The sequence below is a fragment of the Stenotrophomonas pictorum JCM 9942 genome (assembly GCF_001431585.1).
Lineage (GTDB): Bacteria > Pseudomonadota > Gammaproteobacteria > Xanthomonadales > Xanthomonadaceae > Stenotrophomonas > Stenotrophomonas pictorum.
The window spans coordinates 145542-163792 of record NZ_LLXS01000017.1 but is presented as its reverse complement, the minus strand read 5'-3'; the positions used below and the strand labels follow the sequence as shown (position 1 = coordinate 163792).

Genomic DNA, 18251 nt, shown 5'->3' with positions numbered 1-18251 from the left:
GGGTTCAGGAACTGCAGGAGAGCATCGAGCAACCGGCGCGTTCGCGCGCCCATTCCGGGCGCCGGCGGGCATAGGCCTCGCGACCGGGCTGCTCGTCATAAGGATGCCGCATCACTTCCAGCAGCTCCGTGATACCGGCCAGATCGCCCTGTTCGGCAAGGTCGATGGCCTCCTGCGCCAGCCAGTTGCGCAGCACATAGCGCGGATTGGCCGACTGCATCAGGCGGCGACGCTCGGCCATCGGCGGGCCGCCGGCCAGCACCCGCTGGCCATGCCGGCGCAGCCAGTCCTCCAATGCGGGCAGCACATGCGCGCGCGCCTGGGACGAATAGAACGCCTCCTCCAGCGGCGCCAGCGCAGGGGCGGCCGGATCCACCTCCGCCAGCGCCCGGAACGCCAGCGTCATGTCCATCTGCCCGGCATGCAGCAACTGGCGGAACTGCGCCATCAGCAGCTCGTCGCCATCGCGGAACTCCCCCAGCCCCAGCTTGGCGACCAGATGCGCCCGCTCTTCGGCCGCATAACGCTCACCGAAGGCATCCAGCCCCGCCTGCAACGGCGCCACCTCATCAAACAGTGGCCCCAGCGCCTGCGCCAGCCGCACCAGATTCCAGTACGCCACCTGCATCTGCGTGCCGAAACGGTAGCGACGGCCCTGCGCATCGGTGGTATTGGGCGTCCAGTCAGGGTCGTAGTCCTCCACCCAGCCGTAAGGGCCGTAGTCCAGAGTCAGACCAAGAATGGACATGTTGTCGGTGTTCATCACCCCGTGCACGAAGCCGACCCGCAGCCAGTGCGCGACCATCACCGCGGTGCGCGTGCACACCTGCATGAACCAATCCGCGTAACGCGGCTGACCGGTGCCGCCCAGCTCGGGAAAATCACGGGCAATGCAGAAATCGGCCAATTGCCGCAGCAATGCCGTATCGCCACGCGAGGCCGGCAGCTCGAACGTCCCGAAACGGACGAACGACGGCGCCACCCGGCAGACCACCGCCCCCGGCTCAGGGCGCGGATGACCGTCGTAGAACATGTCGCGCACCACCGGCTCGCCGGTCGCCACCAGGCTCAACGCCCGGGTGGTCGGCACACCCAGATGATGCATGGCCTCCGAGCACAGGAACTCGCGGACCGAGGAGCGCAGCACCGCACGACCATCGGCGCCGCGCGAATACGGCGTCGCTCCGGCGCCCTTGAGCTGCAGCTCCCAGCGCCGTCCATCGGCCACCAGCTCGCCCAGCGAAATCGCCCGCCCGTCGCCCAGCTGGCCGGCCCAGTTGCCGAACTGGTGCCCGCCATAGTTCGCCGCCCAAGGCTGCATGCCCTCATACAGTGCGTTGCCGGCAAACACCTCGGCGAACGCCTGGCTGCCGACCTCGGCCGTATCAAAGCCAAGCAATGCCAACACCTCGGCCGAACACGCCAGCAACTGCGGCGCGGCGACCGGGGTCGGCATGACTTGCGACCAGGCCGCTCCCTGTACTTCGCGGCGGCGCGATCCGGCCTCACTGTCGCCGGGAAGCTCGCGCAGGAAGCGGTTGTCAAAGTGCAGGGAGTGGGTGCTCATCGTCTGCAGATGGGGGCGCCACCCGCTGGCTGCAACCTCAGCGGCGGCCAGCGGCCAGATCCAGCCTGCCGCCACGCTCCGCCGCCCGCCGGTAGGCCGGACGCTGTGCGATGCGGGCCAGAAAATCCTGCAATCGCGGATAGGCCTGCAATCCTCCACTACGCGAGGCCGCAGCCTGGATCGGAAAGCTCATCTGGATATCGGCGGCGGTGAACCGCTCTCCGGCAAACCAGCTGGATTGCCCCAGCTCCCGCTCCATCCAATCCAGATGCAACTTGAGCTGCGGGCCAACATACGTCTTCATCACCCGGGCGGCGATGGCACGCGCAACCGGTCGGGCGAAAAACGGCATCGGTGCTTTGCGCAGGCGGGCGAACACCAGGCTCATCAGCAACGGCGGCATCGCCGAACCCTCGGCGTAATGCAACCAGTAGCGATAACGCAGCCGCTCCGGCGCCTGCGCGGGAAAAGGGGCCGGTGACAGCTGCCTGTCCGCGTCGTAACGATCAGCCAGATATTCCAGAATCGCGCCGGACTCGGCCAGGATCAGCGCATCGTCCTGCAGAACCGGCGACTTGCCCAACGGATGGACATCCCACAACGCCTGCGGCGCCAACCATGTCTGCGGATCGCGCGCATAGCGCAGCAGTTCGTACGGCAGCCCCAGCTCTTCAAGCATCCACAGCACGCGCAGCGAACGCGAATTCTCCAGATGATGGACCGTGATCATCAGCCATTCCGCAGATTCAAAGCCGCATGCTAACGAGCCAAGCGCAGCGTGGGTGTTACGGCCAACACGCAGACAAAAGAAAACGCCGGAAGCTTGCGCTTCCGGCGTTTTTGGCTACCTTGCGGTGGCTGGCGTCTGAATTAGACGGCCTGCACCTGGTCAGCCTGCATACCCTTCTGGCCCTGCACGGCGACGAAAGTCACCTTCTGGCCTTCCTGCAGCGACTTGAAGCCGTTGCCCTGGATGGCGCGGAAATGCACGAACAGGTCCGGGCCGCTTTCCGGGGTGATGAAGCCGAAGCCCTTGGCGTCGTTGAACCACTTGACGGTGCCGGTCTGACGATCAGACATATACTAACTCCTGAAACATAAGTTGAAATAATCGCAGCCACCGGGTATCGGGGCCGAGACTGAGTTGCAGGCGTTTGGTAAAGCGGATCGATGAGCGGATCGTTGTAGATCAACTGCATCAGGCCACGATTCACGGTGACCCTTGCAAGCACAGTGGGGCAAACGATACGCGGCTTTTCGCCAAAAAGCGACAAAAACCGTATTCAGGTAATCCGATGGATTCAGGCCCCAAAATATACCGAATGAATTCATAAACTTACCCGCAAAAAACGCACTTCCCTGCGTCTGCAACGCGAAAAATTATAGCCAGACTGCGTGAGATCACGACCTCGGAGCGTCCGGTGAAGTCACCCAATACGTCCAACGCCGCCATTCGGAGCCCACCAATGATCCAGGCGACCGGACGCCCGGCCACCGCCGATCAGCCCAGCGTGCGCTCACTGCAAAATTCGCGACGCCTGCCACTGAGTGGATCCACAAACGCCAGACACCGCGCCAGCAGCTGCAACGGCGCGCGGTAGTCATCAACGGCCCGCTCGACCAGCTGCGGGTAGATGTCATCTCCCAGAATCGGTGCCCCCAGCGCGGCCATATGCACGCGCAGCTGGTGCTTGCGACCGGTGACCGGCTCAAGGGCATAGCGCCAGACGGCTCCTGTGCGCTCAATCACGGAGATCCGGCTCAGCGAATTCGGCTCGCCCGCGCACTCGGCCATGCGAAAGAACGGCTCACCACGCTCGATACGGCTGGCGCGCTCCAATGGAAACCACGCCTGAGGCAGTGCCAGCGCCCGCGCCTCGTAGCCTTTGTCGATACGGCGATCACGGAACAGCCGCTGATAGGCCGCGCGGCTGCGCCGGTTGCAGGAAAACAGCACCAACCCGGCCGTTCCGCGATCGATCCGGTGCAGTGGCACAAGATCACGGTTGCCGGTTGCCGCGACCAGCCGGGTCAGCAACGTTTCACGGACATACTGACCGGCTGGCATGACCGGCAGGAAATGCGGCTTGTCAGCGACCAGCAGATCCTCGTCCTGATACAGCACCTGCTCGACGAACGGAATCCTGGGCTCTTCGGACACTTCGCGGAAATACTGGATTTCCAGCCCCGCCCGCCACGGCTGCTGCGGCATCAACGGCACGCCACCGGCGCTCAGCACCCTGCCCCGTGCAAACCGGTCCAGCCACTGCGCGCGGGAAACCTGCGGGAATCGCGCGCACAACCCGTCCAGCAGGCAGGCCCAGGAACCGGGCGCCAGTTGCAGGCGGCTGGGCAGATCGGGATCAGGCACAGGCGTACAGGTCGGGAAGGGGGCGAGGCATTATCATGGCCGGTCTTCTTTCCCGGTATTCCCATGGCCCTCACCGCCACCATCCGCAAGGCCGAGCTGCAGATCAGCGACATGGATCGCGGCTACTACGCGACCCACAACCTGACCCTGGCCCAGCATCCGTCCGAAACCGACGAGCGCCTGATGGTGCGCCTGCTCGCCTTCGCCCTGAACGCCCAGGACCGGCTGGAATTCGGCAAGGGCCTGAGCACCGAGGACGAGCCGGACCTGTGGCAGCTCGATTACACCGGCGCCATCGAACAGTGGATCGACCTGGGCCATCCGGACGAATCGCGCATCCGCAAGGCCTGCAACCGCAGCGGCCGCGTGCAGGTGGTCAACTACGGCGGCCATGCCTCCGACATCTGGTGGCAGAAGCAGGGCAAGCACCTGGTGCGTTTCGACAACCTTTCCGTACTGGATTTGCCGGCCGGGTTCGTCGAGCAGTGGGGACAGCAGATCCAACGGGCCATGCGCTGGAACGTGCTGATCCAGGATGGTGAAGTACAGCTGCTCAACGACCAGACACAGCTGGATGTGATCCCGGTCTGGCGCAAGCGCCCGGCAGAGTGAGATCGGCGTGGCGATGAACACCATCCGCTGCGACGTCTTGGTGATCGGCGCGGGCGCTGCGGGCTTGATGTGCGCCCTCACCGCGGGTCAACGCGGCCGACGGGTGCAGGTGATCGACCATGCCAACAAGGTTGGCAAGAAGATCCTGATGTCCGGGGGCGGACGCTGCAACTTCACCAATACCGGCACCACCGCCGGCAACTTCCTGTCGGCCAATCCACATTTCTGCAAATCCGCACTGGCCCGCTACACCCCGGCCGATTTCATCGAAATGGTCGAGCGACACCGCATCGCCTACCACGAGAAGGAGCTGGGCCAGCTGTTCTGCGACATTTCCTCCAAGCAGATCGTCAGGATGCTGCTGGACGAATGCGACGCGGCCGGCGTGCAGATCCGTACCGACTGCGGCGTGCAGGACATTGAACGCGGCAGCGATGGCTTTCGCGTGCAGACCGCCCAGGGACTGTTCCACTGCGCCTCGGTGGTGATCGCCACCGGCGGCCTGTCGATTCCCAGCATGGGCGCCAGCGGCTTCGGCTACGAGGTCGCGCGGCGTTTCGGCCACGAAGTGCTGCCCACGCGCGCCGGCCTGGTGCCGCTCACGCTCAGCGGCAGGCACCAGGAGCGCTTTGCCGAGCTCAGCGGCGTGGGGCTGCCGATCGAGGCGCGCTGCAACGGGCAGCGCTTCCGCAACTTCATGCTGCTGACCCATCGCGGCGTGAGTGGTCCGGCGATCCTGCAGATCTCCTCGTTCTGGCAACCGGGCGATGACCTGCGCCTGGATCTGCTGCCGGACCGCGATGCCGAACAGTGGCTGCGCGAGATGAAGCGCGAGCGCGGCGCCGCTGAACTGCGCACCGTGCTGTCGGAGGTGATCCCGCGCCGGCTGTCACTGCGCCTGTGCGAGCACTGGCTTGCCGACAAACCGGTACGGCAGCTGGACGAGCGCGAGATCAAGGCCACCGCCGCCCTGCTCGCCGATTTCCCGCTGGTGGCCAGTGGCACCGAAGGCTACCGCACCGCCGAAGTCACGCTCGGTGGCGTGGATACCCGGAAGGTTTCCTCGTCCACGATGGAGTCGCAACTGGTTCCGGGCCTGCACTTCATTGGCGAGGTGCTGGATGTGACCGGCTGGCTGGGCGGCTACAACTTCCAGTGGGCCTGGGCGTCGGGCGCGGCGGCCGGCAATGCGGTGTGAATGCCAGCCCGGCGGAATTGCGTCACAGGCAAGCGTTCCGCGCATAGACGCCATGCCACCCATCGTGTATTAAACCCGGTCTGAGGGGAGTACTGAATGCAGAACAGCAAAGACATCACCTTGCGCCTGTTGATCGTCGATGACAGCGCCGAGAATGCCGAAGCGATCGTCAGCACTTTGCGCAACAGCGGCATCGCCGTGCGCCCTTCCCGGCCACAGAATCCGGAAGAGCTTTCGCAGGCATTGGGCAGCCAGCCGATCGACCTGGTGCTGGCCGCCCCCTCGCACAACATCCCGCAGCTGCTGCTCACCCAGCAGATCGCGGCCAGCGGCAAGGACATTCCGATGATCCTGCTGGCCGACCGGATCGAGGAGAACGTGCTGGTCGAGGCGGTCGCCAACGGCATCCGTGCCATTGCCCTGCGCCAGCGCCCGGAGCACCTGCTCTCGGTGATCGGCAACGAATGGACCGACCTTCAGGCCCGCCGCGGACTGCGCCGGATCGAAGCGCAGATGCGCGAGACCGAGCGCCGCTGCGATGCACTGATCTCCTCCTCGCGCGATCCGATCGCCTACATCCATGAAGGCATGCACATCCGTGCCAATGACGCCTATCTGGATATGTTCGGTTACGAGACCTTCGACGATGTCGAGGGCATTTCGCTGCTGGACATGGTCGCGCCGCAGCATGTGGAGGACTTCAAGCAGCTGCTCAAGTCGCTGAGCAAGGGCGAGCCCCCACCGCCACAGTACGAGATCCACGCCCGCAACCAGGACGGGGAAACATTCCCGGCGACCATGGAATTCAGTCCGGCCACCTACGAGGGCGAGAGCTGCTTCCAGGTGGTATTCCGCCGCCGCGAGGAATTCGATCCCGAACTGGCCCGTGAAGTGGAGGCGCTGCGCCAGCGTGACCAGGTCACCGGGCTGCTCAACCGCCCCACCTTCATGGTGCATCTGGAAAACGCGGTGGCGCAGGTCAGCCGCAGCGATGGCCAGTACGGATTCCTGCTGATCGAGCCGGATCACTACGCGCGGCTGCTGCCAGACATCGGCCTGGATTCGGCCGACGCGCTGATTGCCGCACTCGGCCAGAATCTCGCGGACGTGGCGGGCCAGGACGCCCAGTTGGCCCGCTTTGGCGAGCACAACTTCGCGCTGCTGACCCCGGGCGACTATGCCAACACCACCCGCGTCGCCGAGCGGGTGCGCGATGCTTTCGCCTCGCATGTATTCAGCATCGGCGAGCGCTCGGCCACGGTGTCGGTCAGCGTTGGCGGCGTGCAGGTCGGCGAGAAGATCGCCAGCGTCGGTCAGGTTCTGGCCCGCGCCACCGACTGCACCCGCGCCGCCATCGAGCTGGGCGGCAATACCGTCAAGGTATTCGACCCCGGCGCGATGGACCGGGTTGAGGAAGAGCGCATCCAGCGCTGGGTACAGCGCATGCGCGATGCGCTGGCCGGCGATGGCTTCCAGCTGCGTTACCGGCCGGTGCTGAATCTGCTCGGCGAACCGATCCAGCTGTACGACACCTCGCTGCAGCTGGAGAACAACGGCGAACTGGTCAGCCCCATCACCTTCCTGCCGATCGCGCAGGAGCACGAGCTGATGGCACCGATCAACCGGTGGGTGGTCAGCCAGGCGATCCGGGCACTGGGCGAGCGGAAGCGCGCCGGTCATCGCACCCATCTGATGGTACGCATCACGCCCGAATCGTTCAGCGACCCGCAGCTGATCGCAACGATCCGCGACGCCCTCCAGGCCGAAGGTGTCAGTGGCGAGCAGCTGTGGTTGCAGATTCCAGAAGCGAAGGTGTTCACCCACCTGCGCAACGCCCAGCAGTTCCTGGCCGATGTCTCGGCATTGGGCTGCAAGGTGGGCCTGGAGCAGTTCGGCTCGGGGCTCGATTCGTTCCAGCTGCTGGCCCACTTCCAGCCGGCGTTCCTCAAACTGGACGCGGACTTCACCGCAGACCCGGTACAGTCCAAGGAACAGTTGCCGAAGACCCAGGAAATCACCAGCAAGGCGCAATCGGCCAACATCCTCACCATCGCCGAGTTCATTTCCGACGCGGCCACGATGAGTCTGTTGTTCAGTGCCGGCCTGGACTATGTGCAGGGCGACTTCGTCGGCCCCGCCGGCGCGCAGATGGACTTCGAGTTCAACTGAGTCCGGCAAGGAGCCCACAAAAAAAGCCGCGCACTGCGCGGCTTTTTCCTTTCGACGCCAGCTGTTCAATCAGACTTCGACCAGCCCCGGAATCACCACGTCCGGATTCACGTCGGCGTCGTAATCCACGCCTTCGATGCCGAATCCGAACAGGCGCAGGAAGTCGGTCTTGTAGCCGGCCAGGTCGCTGATCTCATACAGGTTCTCGTTGGTCACCTGCGGCCACAGCGCCAGCACCTTGCCCTGCACTTCCGGCGCCATTTCCTTGTAGTCGGCGCGCAGGCGGCCTTCGCCATCGACCAGCTCCACGGTGCGGCCCTTGCCGTCCACCAGCTGCGGGCGGATGTGATCTGCGGCGTTGGCACCGCCCTGCGGACCGTTGTAGAGGATGTCGTACAGGGTATCGAGCTGCTCGATGCAGCCTTCATGGGTCCCTTCTTCCTTCATCACCTTGAACAGCAGCGACAGGTACAGCGGCATGGTCGGGATCGCCGAGCTGGCCTGGGTCACCACCGCCTTGAGTACCGACACGCGCGCATCGCCGCCAATACCCTGCAGCTTGCCGCGGATGTCCTTTACCTTGGCATCCAGATCCTTCTTGGCCGCACCGATCGAACCGTTCCAATAGATGGCCTGGGTGATCTCTTCGCCGACATAGGTGAAGGCGGTGGTGGTGGCGCCCGGCGCCAGCACACCGGCTTCCAGCAGCGCATCGATCCACATCTGCCAGTCTTCGCCGCCCATCACCTGCACGGTCCCGGCGATCTCCTCGGCGGTGGCCGGCTGCAGCGTGGTTTCGGTCAGCACTTCCTTGTCGGTATCCAGCCCCTTCAGCGTGATCGGCTCGCCGATCGGCTTGAGCGTGGAGCTGATCACCTCGCCGGTCTTCGGGTGCTTGCGGCGCGGCGATGCCAGGCTGTAGACCACCTGATCCACCTGGCCCAGATCGGCCTTGATGATCTCGATGACCTTGGCCTTGACCTCGTCGGAGAACGCATCGCCATTGACGCTGCGTGCATACAGGCCAGCCTGGTGCGCGTACTTCTCGAATGCGGCCGAGTTGTACCAGCCCGCCGTGCCGGGCTTGCTCTCCGTGCCGGCACGCTCGAAGAACACGCCCAGCGTCGCCGCATCGCTGCCGAAGGCCGCCTTGATACGCGCCGCCAGCCCGTATCCAGTCGAGGCACCGATCACCAGCACCTTCTTCGGACCGTGGGCCAGCTTGGGCTGCGCCTTGATGTACTCGATCTGCTCCTTGACCGCCGCATCGCAACCAGTCGGATGGGTGGTGACGCAGATGAAGCCGCGCACACGCGGTTTGATGACCATGAAAACCTCGATTGGGTAAGCAGAAAAACAGCCCTCGGCTGCGAAACCGGCCCTTCCACAACATGGTCGAAAGGCAGCGGATTCAGCAGGCGGGCACTGAACCGGGAGGATCGTAGTGCGCGGCCGCAGTGAACACAACCGACGCCACCGCATGGAAAAGCGGCTTGAGCACGGGCATGACGCAAAAAGAAAAGCCGCGCGGACGCGCGGCTTTTCCAGACAACCGTAGCGGTCAATCAAGGACGACGTGCCAGCTCTTCCTCGTCCTTGGCCTTGGGCAGCAGATCCTGCTTGCTGACCTTGAACGGACCGATGCTCAACAGCGGCACCGCCACGATGATCGAGGACACCACCACGATCACCGCACCGGCCATGTGCGTCTCGGCCAGGCCTTCCATCGACTCGCCGCCGTAGATATACAGCGCCAGCGCCGACAGGAAGAACATCACCGCGGTGATGATCGTGCGCGACAGGGTCTGGTTGATCGAGCGGTTGAGCACTTCCAGCGGCTCCACACGCAGGCTGCGGAAGTTTTCACGTACGCGGTCGAACACCACGATGATGTCGTTGATGGCAAAACCCATCACCGACAGCATGCCGGCCAGCACCGTGAGATCGAACTCGCGGCCCATCAGCGACATGTAGGCGATCGTCAGGATCAGATCGAAGAACGCGGTGATGCTGGCCACCATCGCGAACTTCCATTCAAAGCGCGCGGCGATGTAGATCAGGAAGCCGATCACCATGAACAGCGTCGCGTAGATACCGTTCATCGCCAGGTCCTTGCCCACCTGCGGACCGACGAACTCGCCCGGCTGGACCGTGGCCGGATTGCCGGCCGTGGTGATGGCCGCCTGGACACGCTGGGCCACCTTCTGCGCGGCATCAGCGGCGTTGTTGTGCTCACCATCCGGGGGCAGACGGATCATCACATCGTTGCCGCTGCCCACGCTCTGCACCTGGGCGTTTTCGATTCCGGCGTTGGCCAGCTTTTCGCGGACCTGATCGACGTTGATCGAATTCTCGAAATGCGTGCGCACCACGGTACCGCCGGTGAACTCCAGCGCGTAGTTGAATCCCTTGAAGCCGATGACGGCAAAGGAAACCAGCAGCAACACCACCATCAACGCAAGCACGGGCTTGCGATGACGCATGAAGTCGATATTGGTGTCGTTCGGGATGATATGAAGTGGAAACAGTTTCATTTGAGGGTCTCTTCCCGATCAGATAGCCACGGACTGCAGCTTCTTGCGGCGTCCGTAGATCAGCACCGCCAATGCGCGCGACACCGTGATGGCGGTAAACATCGAGGCGAAAATACCGATGATCATGGTCAGCGCGAAGCCCTTCAGCGGGCCGGTACCGAACGCGTACAGGGCCACACCGACGATCAGTCCGGTCAGGTTGGCGTCGAGGATGGTGCCCGAGGCCTTCTCGTAACCGGCAGCGATGGCGGCCTTGGCCGGCATGCCCAGTCGCAACTCCTCACGGATTCGCTCGTTGATCAGCACGTTCGCATCGACCGACAGACCCACCGACAGCGCCAGACCGGCAAAACCGGGCAGCGTCATGGTGGCGCCGAACATCGACATCACCGCGACCACGATCAGCAGGTTGAACAGCAGCGCTACCGAGGTGATCAAGCCGAACATGCGGTAGTAGATGGAGAAGAACACCAAGGTGAACATGAAGGAGAAGACCACGGCCTTGACGCCGCTGGCCACGTTCTCCGCACCCAGGCTCGGGCCGATCACGTATTCCTCGACGAAGTCCATCGGCGCAGCCAGCGAGCCGGCGCGCAGCAGCTTGGCCAGGTTGTCGGCCTCGGCCTTCTCCAAACCGGTGGTCTGGAAATTCTTGCCGAACACGCCATTGACGTTTGCCACCGAGATCACCTCTTCCTTGACCCGGAAGCTGCGCTGCTCCTCGCCATTGACCAGGGTCACTTGCGGAATCCGCTCGGTGTACACCACGGCCATCGGCTTGCCGACGTTGGCACTGGTGAAGTCGAACATGCGTTGGCCACCGACACTGTTCAGCGTCACGCTCACTGCCGGCAGGCCGTTCTGGTCGGTCGCCACGTCGGCCTTGACCATCTGGTCGCCGGTGACGATGGTGCGCTTGTTCAACAGCACCGGGTTGCCGCCACGGTCGCGATAGAGCTTGGCTTCCGGCGGAATCCGGCCTGTGGTGACAGCGTCCTGCGCATTGCCGTCCACAACCGCGCGGTATTCCAGCGTCGCGGTGGCGCCGATCATGCGCTTGGCCTCGGCGGTGTCCTGCACACCAGGCAGCTCGACCACGATGCGGTCTTCGCCCTGGCGCTGGATGATCGGTTCGGCCACGCCCAGCTCGTTGACGCGGTTGCGCAGCGTGGTCAGGTTCTGCTCGATGGCGCCGGAGGTGATCTGGGCCATTTCGCTCTGCGGCACGTTAACGGCGATGCGATCACCGCTGACCGCGTAGGTGAAGGTCGGCTGCGACTTGGCCAGTGCCGCACGCGCCTTGTCCGCATCGGCGGCGTTGGCCAGCACCACCTGGATGCTGTTTTCACCGCGCCGCTCGACCGAGCGGTAGGTGATGCGGCTGTCACGCAGCGTGGTGCGCACATCTTCTGCGAACGCCTCGAACCGCTTGTCCACCGCCGCCTGCTGATCCACCTGCAGCGCGAAGTGCACGCCGCCGACCAGGTCCAGACCCAGCACCATCGGCTTACCGCCAAGGTTGGCCAGCCAGTCCGGCACGGTCGAGGCCAGGTTCAACGCGACGGTGTAGTTGTCACCGGCGGTGTCACGCAGCACCTCGTTGGCACGCGATTGTGCTTCCAATGAAGGCAGGCGGACGATCAGGTTGTTCTCGCCCTCCTCCTCCACCGATTTGGCCTGCACGCCTGCCTCTTCCAGCGCGGCAGTGACACGACCCTTGAGGGTGTCGTCGATCTGTCCACCCCGATTGGCGGTGATCTGGACGGAGGGATCCTTCTGGTAGATGTTCGGCAACGCGTACAGCGTGCTGACAGCCAGAACGATCAGAATCAGGAAGTACTTCCAGCGTGGAAATTCAAGCATTGCAGGATCCTGCGCGACGCCTTCCCGGCGTCGCGACGTGACGAAAAGGGATCAGCCTCAGGCCGCGGACTTAAGCGTGCCCTTGGGCAGGACGTTGCCGATAGCGGCCTTCTGCACGCGGATGCGGACGTTGTCGGCCACTTCGATGGTGACGAAGTTGTCGCCGATGTCGGTGACCACGCCGGCAATGCCGCCAGAGGTCAGCACTTCATCACCCTTGCTGATTTTTTCCAGCATCGCCTTGTGTTCTTTCTGGCGTTTCATCTGCGGGCGGATCATCAGGAAGTACATCACCGCGATCAGGGCGATCGGCAGCAGGAACGTGCCCATGCCCGGGGCGGCCGGAGCGGCCTGGGCGACGGGGAGTAGGATAGCCATCAGATTCATGTATTGGTCCTTGGTGTTGGGTGGCGTGGCCCGGCGGTGAAACCGGTGGCGCCACCACGAAACTGGGTCAGCAGTGAAGTATGCCACGAGCCCGGAACCCCGTCCCGGGCCCGCTTGCGCTACCGCTACTCCCCCGACAGCGCCGGGACGGCGAGGCCACGGGCTGCATAGAAAGACTCGCGGAACGCCATAAAGGTTCCCGCCTCGATCGCCGCACGCATGTCGGCCATGAGTTTTTCGTAATAGAACAGGTTGTGGATCGTGCCCAGCATCGGCGCCAGCATCTCGTTGCAGCGGTCCAGGTGGCGCAGGTAGGAACGGGTATAACCGCTGGTGCAGGCATGGCAGCCGCAGCCGGGTTCGATCACGTCCATGTCGCGCTCGTAGCGGGCGTTACGGATGCGGACCGTGCCGAACGAGGTGAAATAGTGGCCGTTGCGGGCGTTGCGGGTGGGCATCACGCAATCGAACATGTCCACGCCACGGGCCACGCCTTCGACCAGGTCTTCCGGGCGGCCGACCCCCATCAGGTAGCGCGGACGATCGGCCGGCAGGATCGGATGCATGTGGTCGAGCATCGCATTGCGCTCGTGCTCGGGCTCGCCCACCGCCAGGCCACCGATGGCATAGCCGTCGAAGCCGATCTGCTGCAGGCCCTCGGCCGAGCGGCTGCGCAGATCGGTATGCACCCCACCCTGGACGATGCCGAACAGCGCCGCATCCTTGCCCAGCGCGTCGTGCGCGTTGCGGCTGCGCTGGGCCCAGCGCAGGCTCAGCTCCATCGACTTGCGCGCCACCTCCTCGGTGGCCGGGTACGGCGTGCACTCGTCGAAGATCATGACCACGTCCGAATCGAGCACCTTCTGGATCTTCATGCTCTCCTCCGGCCCTAGGAACACGCGCGCGCCATCGGTCGGCGAGGCGAAGGTCACGCCCTCTTCGGTGATCTTGCGGCGATGGGCCAGCGAAAACACCTGGAATCCGCCCGAGTCGGTCAGGATCGGCCCGCTCCACTGGCAGAATCCGTGCAGGCCGCCGTGATCGGCGATCACCTCCAGCCCCGGACGCAGGTACAGATGGAAGGTGTTGCCGAGGATGATCTCGGCGCCGAGCGCCCGCACCTGCTCGGGCAGGATGCCCTTGACCGAGCCATAGGTGCCCACCGGCATGAACGCCGGCGTTTCAACGGTGCCACGCGGGAAGGACAGCTGGCCACGGCGGGCACGGCCATCGGAGGTCTGGAGTTTGAACTGCAATCTGGACATGGAATCTATCTGTCGGTCGTGCGGGCATTGTCGCGGATTGGGCGCCGCGGCGCAGGGCCCGGCGGATCAGGCGTCGTCGTACGCAGCCGGGAACAGCAGCATCGCATCGCCATAGCTGAAGAAGCGGTACTGCTGCGCGATGGCATGGGCGTAGGCCTCGAACACCCGCTCCCTGCCGGCAAAGGCGCTGATCATCATCAGCAGCGTGCTTTCCGGCAGGTGGAAATTGGTGACCATCGCATCGACGCTGCGGATGCGGTAACCCGGGGTGATGAAGATCTGGGTTTCGCCGGCGAACGGATACAGCTCGCCGTCCCGCATCGCGCTTTCCAGCGCGCGCACCACCGTGGTGCCGACCCCGATCACCCGGCCGCCGGCGGCGCGGGTGCGGCGCACCTGCTCCACCAGCTCGGCGCCGACATTCAGCCACTCCCGGTGCATCACATGGTGGCTCAGGTCATCCACCCGCACCGGTTGGAAGGTGCCGGCGCCCACGTGCAGGGTGACATGGCCGAACTGCACCCCGCGCTCGCGCAACTGCGCCAGCAAAGGCTCATCGAAGTGCAGGCCGGCGGTGGGTGCGGCCACGGCCCCCACCTGCCGGGCGAACACGGTCTGGTAGCGCTCGCGGTCATCCACACCGGGCTCGCGCTGGATATACGGCGGCAACGGCAGGCGCCCTGCATGCACCAGCCAGGATTCCAGCGGCTCGGGAATCTCGAAGCGCAGCACATAGAACTCGCCATCGCGCCCGAGCACCTCGGCCTCGCCGCCGGCATCGAGCTGGATGCGGCTGCCCGGCTTGGGCGACTTGCTGGCACCGATCTGGGCGCGGGCCTGCTGCTTGCCAAGCAGCCGCTCGATCAGGATCTCGACCCGGCCTCCGGTGGCCTTCTGCCCGAACAGGCGCGCCGGGATCACCCGGGTGTCGTTGAACACCAGCAGATCGCCGGGCTGCAACAGCTGCGGCAGATCCCGCACATGGCGGTCGTCGAAGGCGCCGGGCACCGGCGGCACCAGCAACAGACGGCTGGCCGAACGCTCGGCCAGGGGAGCCTGGGCGATCAGCGCCTCGGGCAGGTCATAGTGGAAATCGGACTTCTTCAAGGCCGGAACATCGTACGGGGAGCCGGCTATTGTAGTCCTGCCAACGGGCGATGCCCGGTCGGCGCGATCAGCGCTCGAACTTGGTGGACAGTATGATGGCGCTGTTGGTGCGTTCCACCCCGTCGATGGCGCCGATGGCGTCGGTCACCACATCCATCTCGCCTACCCCGCCGACCACCACCATCGCGATCAGGTCGTGGTTGCCGCTGACCGAATGCAGGGTGCGGACTTCCGGCAGTTCGCGCAGCGCCTTGACCACTACCGGCATCTTCCGTGGCGACACGGTAATCAGCACGTGGGCGCGAACCTGGCCCTGCTCGTAATCCTCATGGGTGCGTACGGTATAGCCGGCGATCACCCCCTGCTGCTCGAGCCGGTCGATACGGCTTTGCACGGTAGTGCGTGAAAGGCCCAGCCGGCGGGCGATCTGAGCGGTGGAGGCGCGCGCATCCTCGCGCAGCACGGACAACAGCCGCTCATCGGCCGGGGATATATTCACATTGCCTACCAGTTTCGTCGATTCGACGAAATTACCCGAAAAACCGTCGAGATCACAGCTGCCATATGTCCAGAATCTCCAGATAATGGGTATATACAAAACTTTGTGGAGATGAGCATGACCGTACTCGGCCCCCTTGCGCCGCTTCGCGCGCACGCCGGCACCCGCCTGACCTCGGGCCTGGACGATGCCAGCATCGAACGCCTGGCCGCTGCCCATCCCGACCTGACCGGCGCCATCCATGCCGCCGCCACCGAATACGCCCGGATCAAGAAGGACGCCGCCGATCTGCTGGATCTGGACGAAAAGGATCAGATCGCGGCGATGCAGGCCGGTTTCGTCAACTTCTATGCCGATGACGCGGTAGTGCCGTATATCGCGCTGGCCGCCTGCGGCCCGTGGGTGGTCTCGCTCAAGGGGGCGGTGCTGTACGACGCCGGCGGCTACGGCATGCTCGGTTTCGGCCATACCCCGGCCGACATCATGGCGGCCGCAGCCAAGCCGCAGGTGATGGCCAACATCATGACCCCGAGCCTGTCCCAGCGCCGTTTCGTGCAGGCCATGCGCAAGGAGATCGGCCACAGCCGCGGCGGCTGTCCGTTCTCGCACTTCATGTGCCTCAATTCCGGCTCCGAAGCGGTAGGCCTGGCCGCCCGTATCGCCGATATCAACGCCAAGCTGCAAACCGATCCGGGTGCCCGCCACGCCGGCGCGACCATCAAGCGCGTGGTGATCAAGGGCAGCTTCCATGGCCGCACCGACCGTCCGGCGCTGTATTCGGACTCCAGCCGTAAGGCCTATGACCAGCACCTGGCCAGCTACCGTGGCGAGACCAGTGTCATCACCATCGCCCCGTATGACGAGGCGGCACTGCGCAAGGTCTTCGCCGATGCCCAGGCCAACCAGTGGTTCATCGAGGCGGTGTTCCTGGAGCCGGTGATGGGCGAAGGCGACCCGGGCCGCGCGGTACCGGCCAGTTTCTACAAGCTAGCCCGCGAACTCACCCGCGAACACGGCAGCCTGCTGCTGATCGACTCCATCCAGGCCGCATTGCGCGCCCACGGCACCCTGTCGTTCGTCGACTATCCGGGTTACGAGACCTTGGACCCGCCGGACCTGGAAACCTATTCCAAGGCCCTGAACGGCGCGCAGTTCCCGTTGTCGGTGCTGGCCGTGACCGAGCATGCCGCCGGACTGTACCGCAAGGGTGTGTACGGCAACACCATGACCACCAACCCGCGGGCGCTGGACGTGGCCTGTGCCACCCTGGCCCGCATGTCGCCGGAAGTGCGGCAGAACATCCGTGTGCGCGGCGAGCAGGCAGTGCAGAAGCTGGAAGCACTCAAGGCCAGGCTCGGCGGCCTGATCACCAAGGTCCAGGGCACCGGGCTGCTGTTCTCCTGCGAGCTGGCTCCGCAGTTCAAGTGCTACGGCGCCAATTCCACCGAGGAATGGCTGCGCATGCACGGCGTCAACGTGATCCACGGCGGCGAGAACTCGCTGCGCTTCACCCCGCACTTCGACATGGACGAGGCCGAGCTGGACCTGCTGGTCGACATGGTCGGCCGCGCCCTGCTCGAAGGCCCGCGCCGCGCGCAGGCCGACGCCGCCTGATCCACCCCCTCGCGTGAAACAGGAACGGCGGCCAGTGGCCGCCGTTCTCCGTTCTGTCTGGACCATGCGGCCAGGCAGCCTTGAGTGCAATGCACTGCTAAGCCTGCGGTCCGATGTGCTTCTCATACCAGTCCCGATAAGGCGTGTCCTTGACCAGGTGACGGTTGAAGTCCTGGGCACCATCTTCCCACCAGACAGGCCCCCGCTCCCCCAGCGCGATTTTTGCAGCGTTGACCGAGCTACGTGCTGCCGAAAGCGCAGCAGGATCGCCCGCCACCAATGCGGCTTTCACTTGCCGGCGTGCGGCCATCAGCGTGCCGACGAGCACCTCGTGTTCCTGTGGCGAAAGACGGGGATTCGCGACCCGCCAGAGACGGCCGCGAACCACCATGTATCGACCGTCGGGTGTCCGTGGATGCTCCACCCCGCCTGGGCCCCTCAATAACCGATGACGCGATACGGCACCACCGGAACCAACTGCACTTCCTTGCAGCCGTCATAGCGGCTGCAGCTGCCGAAATAGCCCGGGCCCCAGTAACGCTGGCGGGCGTCGCGGTTGTACGGGCTGTTGTAGAAATCCGGCCGATAGAGATGGCCCGAGCCGTAGTAGCGGAACGGCGTGACCGGCTCGGACGCCGGCGCGCGGGACGCCTGCGCCACCGACGGAGAATCGTCGTCGGCGACATAGCCGAATTCGTTGTCGTAACGGACCAGCCGGTAATAGACGGTTTCCCCGTCCTGCTGGCGGCTGCGCAGACGCTCCAGGCTGCCATCGCCGGCATCGGCATACGCCTGCCCGCCTTCGAACACCACCTCGCTGGGATTGACGATCTCCTCTTCCAGCGGCGGTGCCGCGTCCACGCCCCAGGCCAGTGCCCCCAGCAGCAATGCCGCCCCGGCCGTGATCCACCCCTTGTCTGCACGCATATCGATCCTCCGTGATACTTGCCCGGTGCGTCGGCACCGGGCCGATGATGACGCGGTCGCCCCTGCAAAGGGCAACCGTCAATGGCGCGTCCTAGCAGCGGCCGCGGCGTTCGAACCAGTGCCGCCAGGCTGCCTCCG

General features: G+C 64.7%; 17 protein-coding genes. 4 read left to right on the top strand and 13 right to left on the bottom strand.

Annotated elements, in window-relative coordinates:
- Positions 1-4: 4 nt before the first annotated feature.
- The 4 genes from ARC78_RS07255 to ARC78_RS07240 form a co-directional block, all read right to left on the bottom strand.
- On the bottom strand, positions 5-1567 hold the full coding sequence (locus tag ARC78_RS07255) for a protein adenylyltransferase SelO (RefSeq protein WP_057506014.1): 1563 nt from the start codon (positions 1565-1567) through the stop codon (positions 5-7).
- Between the two features lie 37 nt (positions 1568-1604).
- Positions 1605-2297 (bottom strand): glutathione S-transferase, encoded by a 693-nt coding sequence (locus ARC78_RS07250; protein ID WP_054659639.1) that lies wholly within the window; start codon positions 2295-2297, stop codon positions 1605-1607.
- 140 nt (positions 2298-2437) lie between these two features.
- Positions 2438-2647, bottom strand: a complete 210-nt coding sequence (locus tag ARC78_RS07245) for a cold-shock protein (RefSeq protein WP_054659637.1) — start codon at positions 2645-2647, stop codon at positions 2438-2440.
- Between the two features lie 421 nt (positions 2648-3068).
- Positions 3069-3938 (bottom strand): pseudouridine synthase, encoded by an 870-nt coding sequence (locus ARC78_RS07240; protein ID WP_241772694.1) that lies wholly within the window; start codon positions 3936-3938, stop codon positions 3069-3071.
- A gap of 63 nt (positions 3939-4001) precedes the next feature.
- Between ARC78_RS07240 and ARC78_RS07235 the strand changes: the two genes are divergently transcribed.
- The 3 genes from ARC78_RS07235 to ARC78_RS07225 all read left to right on the top strand — a co-directional run bounded on the left by ARC78_RS07235 (position 4002) and on the right by ARC78_RS07225 (position 7917).
- On the top strand, positions 4002-4550 hold the full coding sequence (locus ARC78_RS07235) for a YaeQ family protein (RefSeq protein ID WP_054659635.1): 549 nt from the start codon (positions 4002-4004) through the stop codon (positions 4548-4550).
- A 13-nt stretch (positions 4551-4563) separates the two neighbouring features.
- A complete protein-coding gene (locus ARC78_RS07230) occupies positions 4564-5748 on the top strand; it encodes a BaiN/RdsA family NAD(P)/FAD-dependent oxidoreductase (RefSeq protein ID WP_057506002.1) in 1185 nt (394 codons plus the stop codon).
- A gap of 96 nt (positions 5749-5844) precedes the next feature.
- A complete protein-coding gene (locus ARC78_RS07225) occupies positions 5845-7917 on the top strand; it encodes an EAL domain-containing response regulator (protein ID WP_054657848.1) in 2073 nt (690 codons plus the stop codon).
- Between the two features lie 69 nt (positions 7918-7986).
- On the opposite strand, the gene fabV is transcribed toward ARC78_RS07225, so the two are convergent.
- From fabV to ARC78_RS07190, 7 genes are all read right to left on the bottom strand, one after another.
- Positions 7987-9246, bottom strand: a complete 1260-nt coding sequence (fabV, locus tag ARC78_RS07220; protein ID WP_054657846.1) for an enoyl-ACP reductase FabV — start codon at positions 9244-9246, stop codon at positions 7987-7989.
- A gap of 236 nt (positions 9247-9482) precedes the next feature.
- Positions 9483-10451, bottom strand: a complete 969-nt coding sequence (gene secF, locus ARC78_RS07215) for a protein translocase subunit SecF (RefSeq protein ID WP_054657844.1) — start codon at positions 10449-10451, stop codon at positions 9483-9485.
- 18 nt (positions 10452-10469) lie between these two features.
- On the bottom strand, positions 10470-12314 hold the full coding sequence (gene secD, locus ARC78_RS07210) for a protein translocase subunit SecD (RefSeq protein ID WP_054657842.1): 1845 nt from the start codon (positions 12312-12314) through the stop codon (positions 10470-10472).
- 57 nt (positions 12315-12371) lie between these two features.
- Positions 12372-12701, bottom strand: coding sequence for a preprotein translocase subunit YajC (yajC, locus tag ARC78_RS07205; protein ID WP_054657840.1), 330 nt, complete (start codon positions 12699-12701; stop codon positions 12372-12374).
- A 125-nt stretch (positions 12702-12826) separates the two neighbouring features.
- Positions 12827-13966 carry a tRNA guanosine(34) transglycosylase Tgt gene (gene tgt, locus ARC78_RS07200; protein ID WP_054657837.1) on the bottom strand — a complete coding sequence of 380 codons (1140 nt, stop codon included), beginning with the start codon at positions 13964-13966 and terminating at the stop codon, positions 12827-12829.
- 66 nt (positions 13967-14032) lie between these two features.
- A complete protein-coding gene (gene queA / locus ARC78_RS07195; RefSeq protein ID WP_054657835.1) occupies positions 14033-15073 on the bottom strand; it encodes a tRNA preQ1(34) S-adenosylmethionine ribosyltransferase-isomerase QueA in 1041 nt (346 codons plus the stop codon).
- 67 nt (positions 15074-15140) lie between these two features.
- Positions 15141-15572 carry an Lrp/AsnC family transcriptional regulator gene (locus ARC78_RS07190; RefSeq protein WP_054657834.1) on the bottom strand — a complete coding sequence of 144 codons (432 nt, stop codon included), beginning with the start codon at positions 15570-15572 and terminating at the stop codon, positions 15141-15143.
- Between the two features lie 117 nt (positions 15573-15689).
- On the opposite strand from ARC78_RS07190, the gene ARC78_RS07185 reads away from it, so the two are divergent.
- Positions 15690-17186 carry an aminotransferase class III-fold pyridoxal phosphate-dependent enzyme gene (locus tag ARC78_RS07185; protein WP_057506001.1) on the top strand — a complete coding sequence of 499 codons (1497 nt, stop codon included), beginning with the start codon at positions 15690-15692 and terminating at the stop codon, positions 17184-17186.
- Between the two features lie 97 nt (positions 17187-17283).
- Here the strand turns inward: ARC78_RS07185 and ARC78_RS07180 are convergent, their stop codons facing one another.
- Together ARC78_RS07180 and ARC78_RS07175 are read right to left on the bottom strand one after the other, a co-directional pair.
- Complete coding sequence (locus tag ARC78_RS07180; protein ID WP_054657832.1) at positions 17284-17577, bottom strand: hypothetical protein; 294 nt, start codon at positions 17575-17577, stop codon at positions 17284-17286.
- A gap of 47 nt (positions 17578-17624) precedes the next feature.
- Positions 17625-18113 carry a hypothetical protein gene (locus tag ARC78_RS07175; protein ID WP_054657830.1) on the bottom strand — a complete coding sequence of 163 codons (489 nt, stop codon included), beginning with the start codon at positions 18111-18113 and terminating at the stop codon, positions 17625-17627.
- Positions 18114-18251 lie beyond the last annotated feature (138 nt).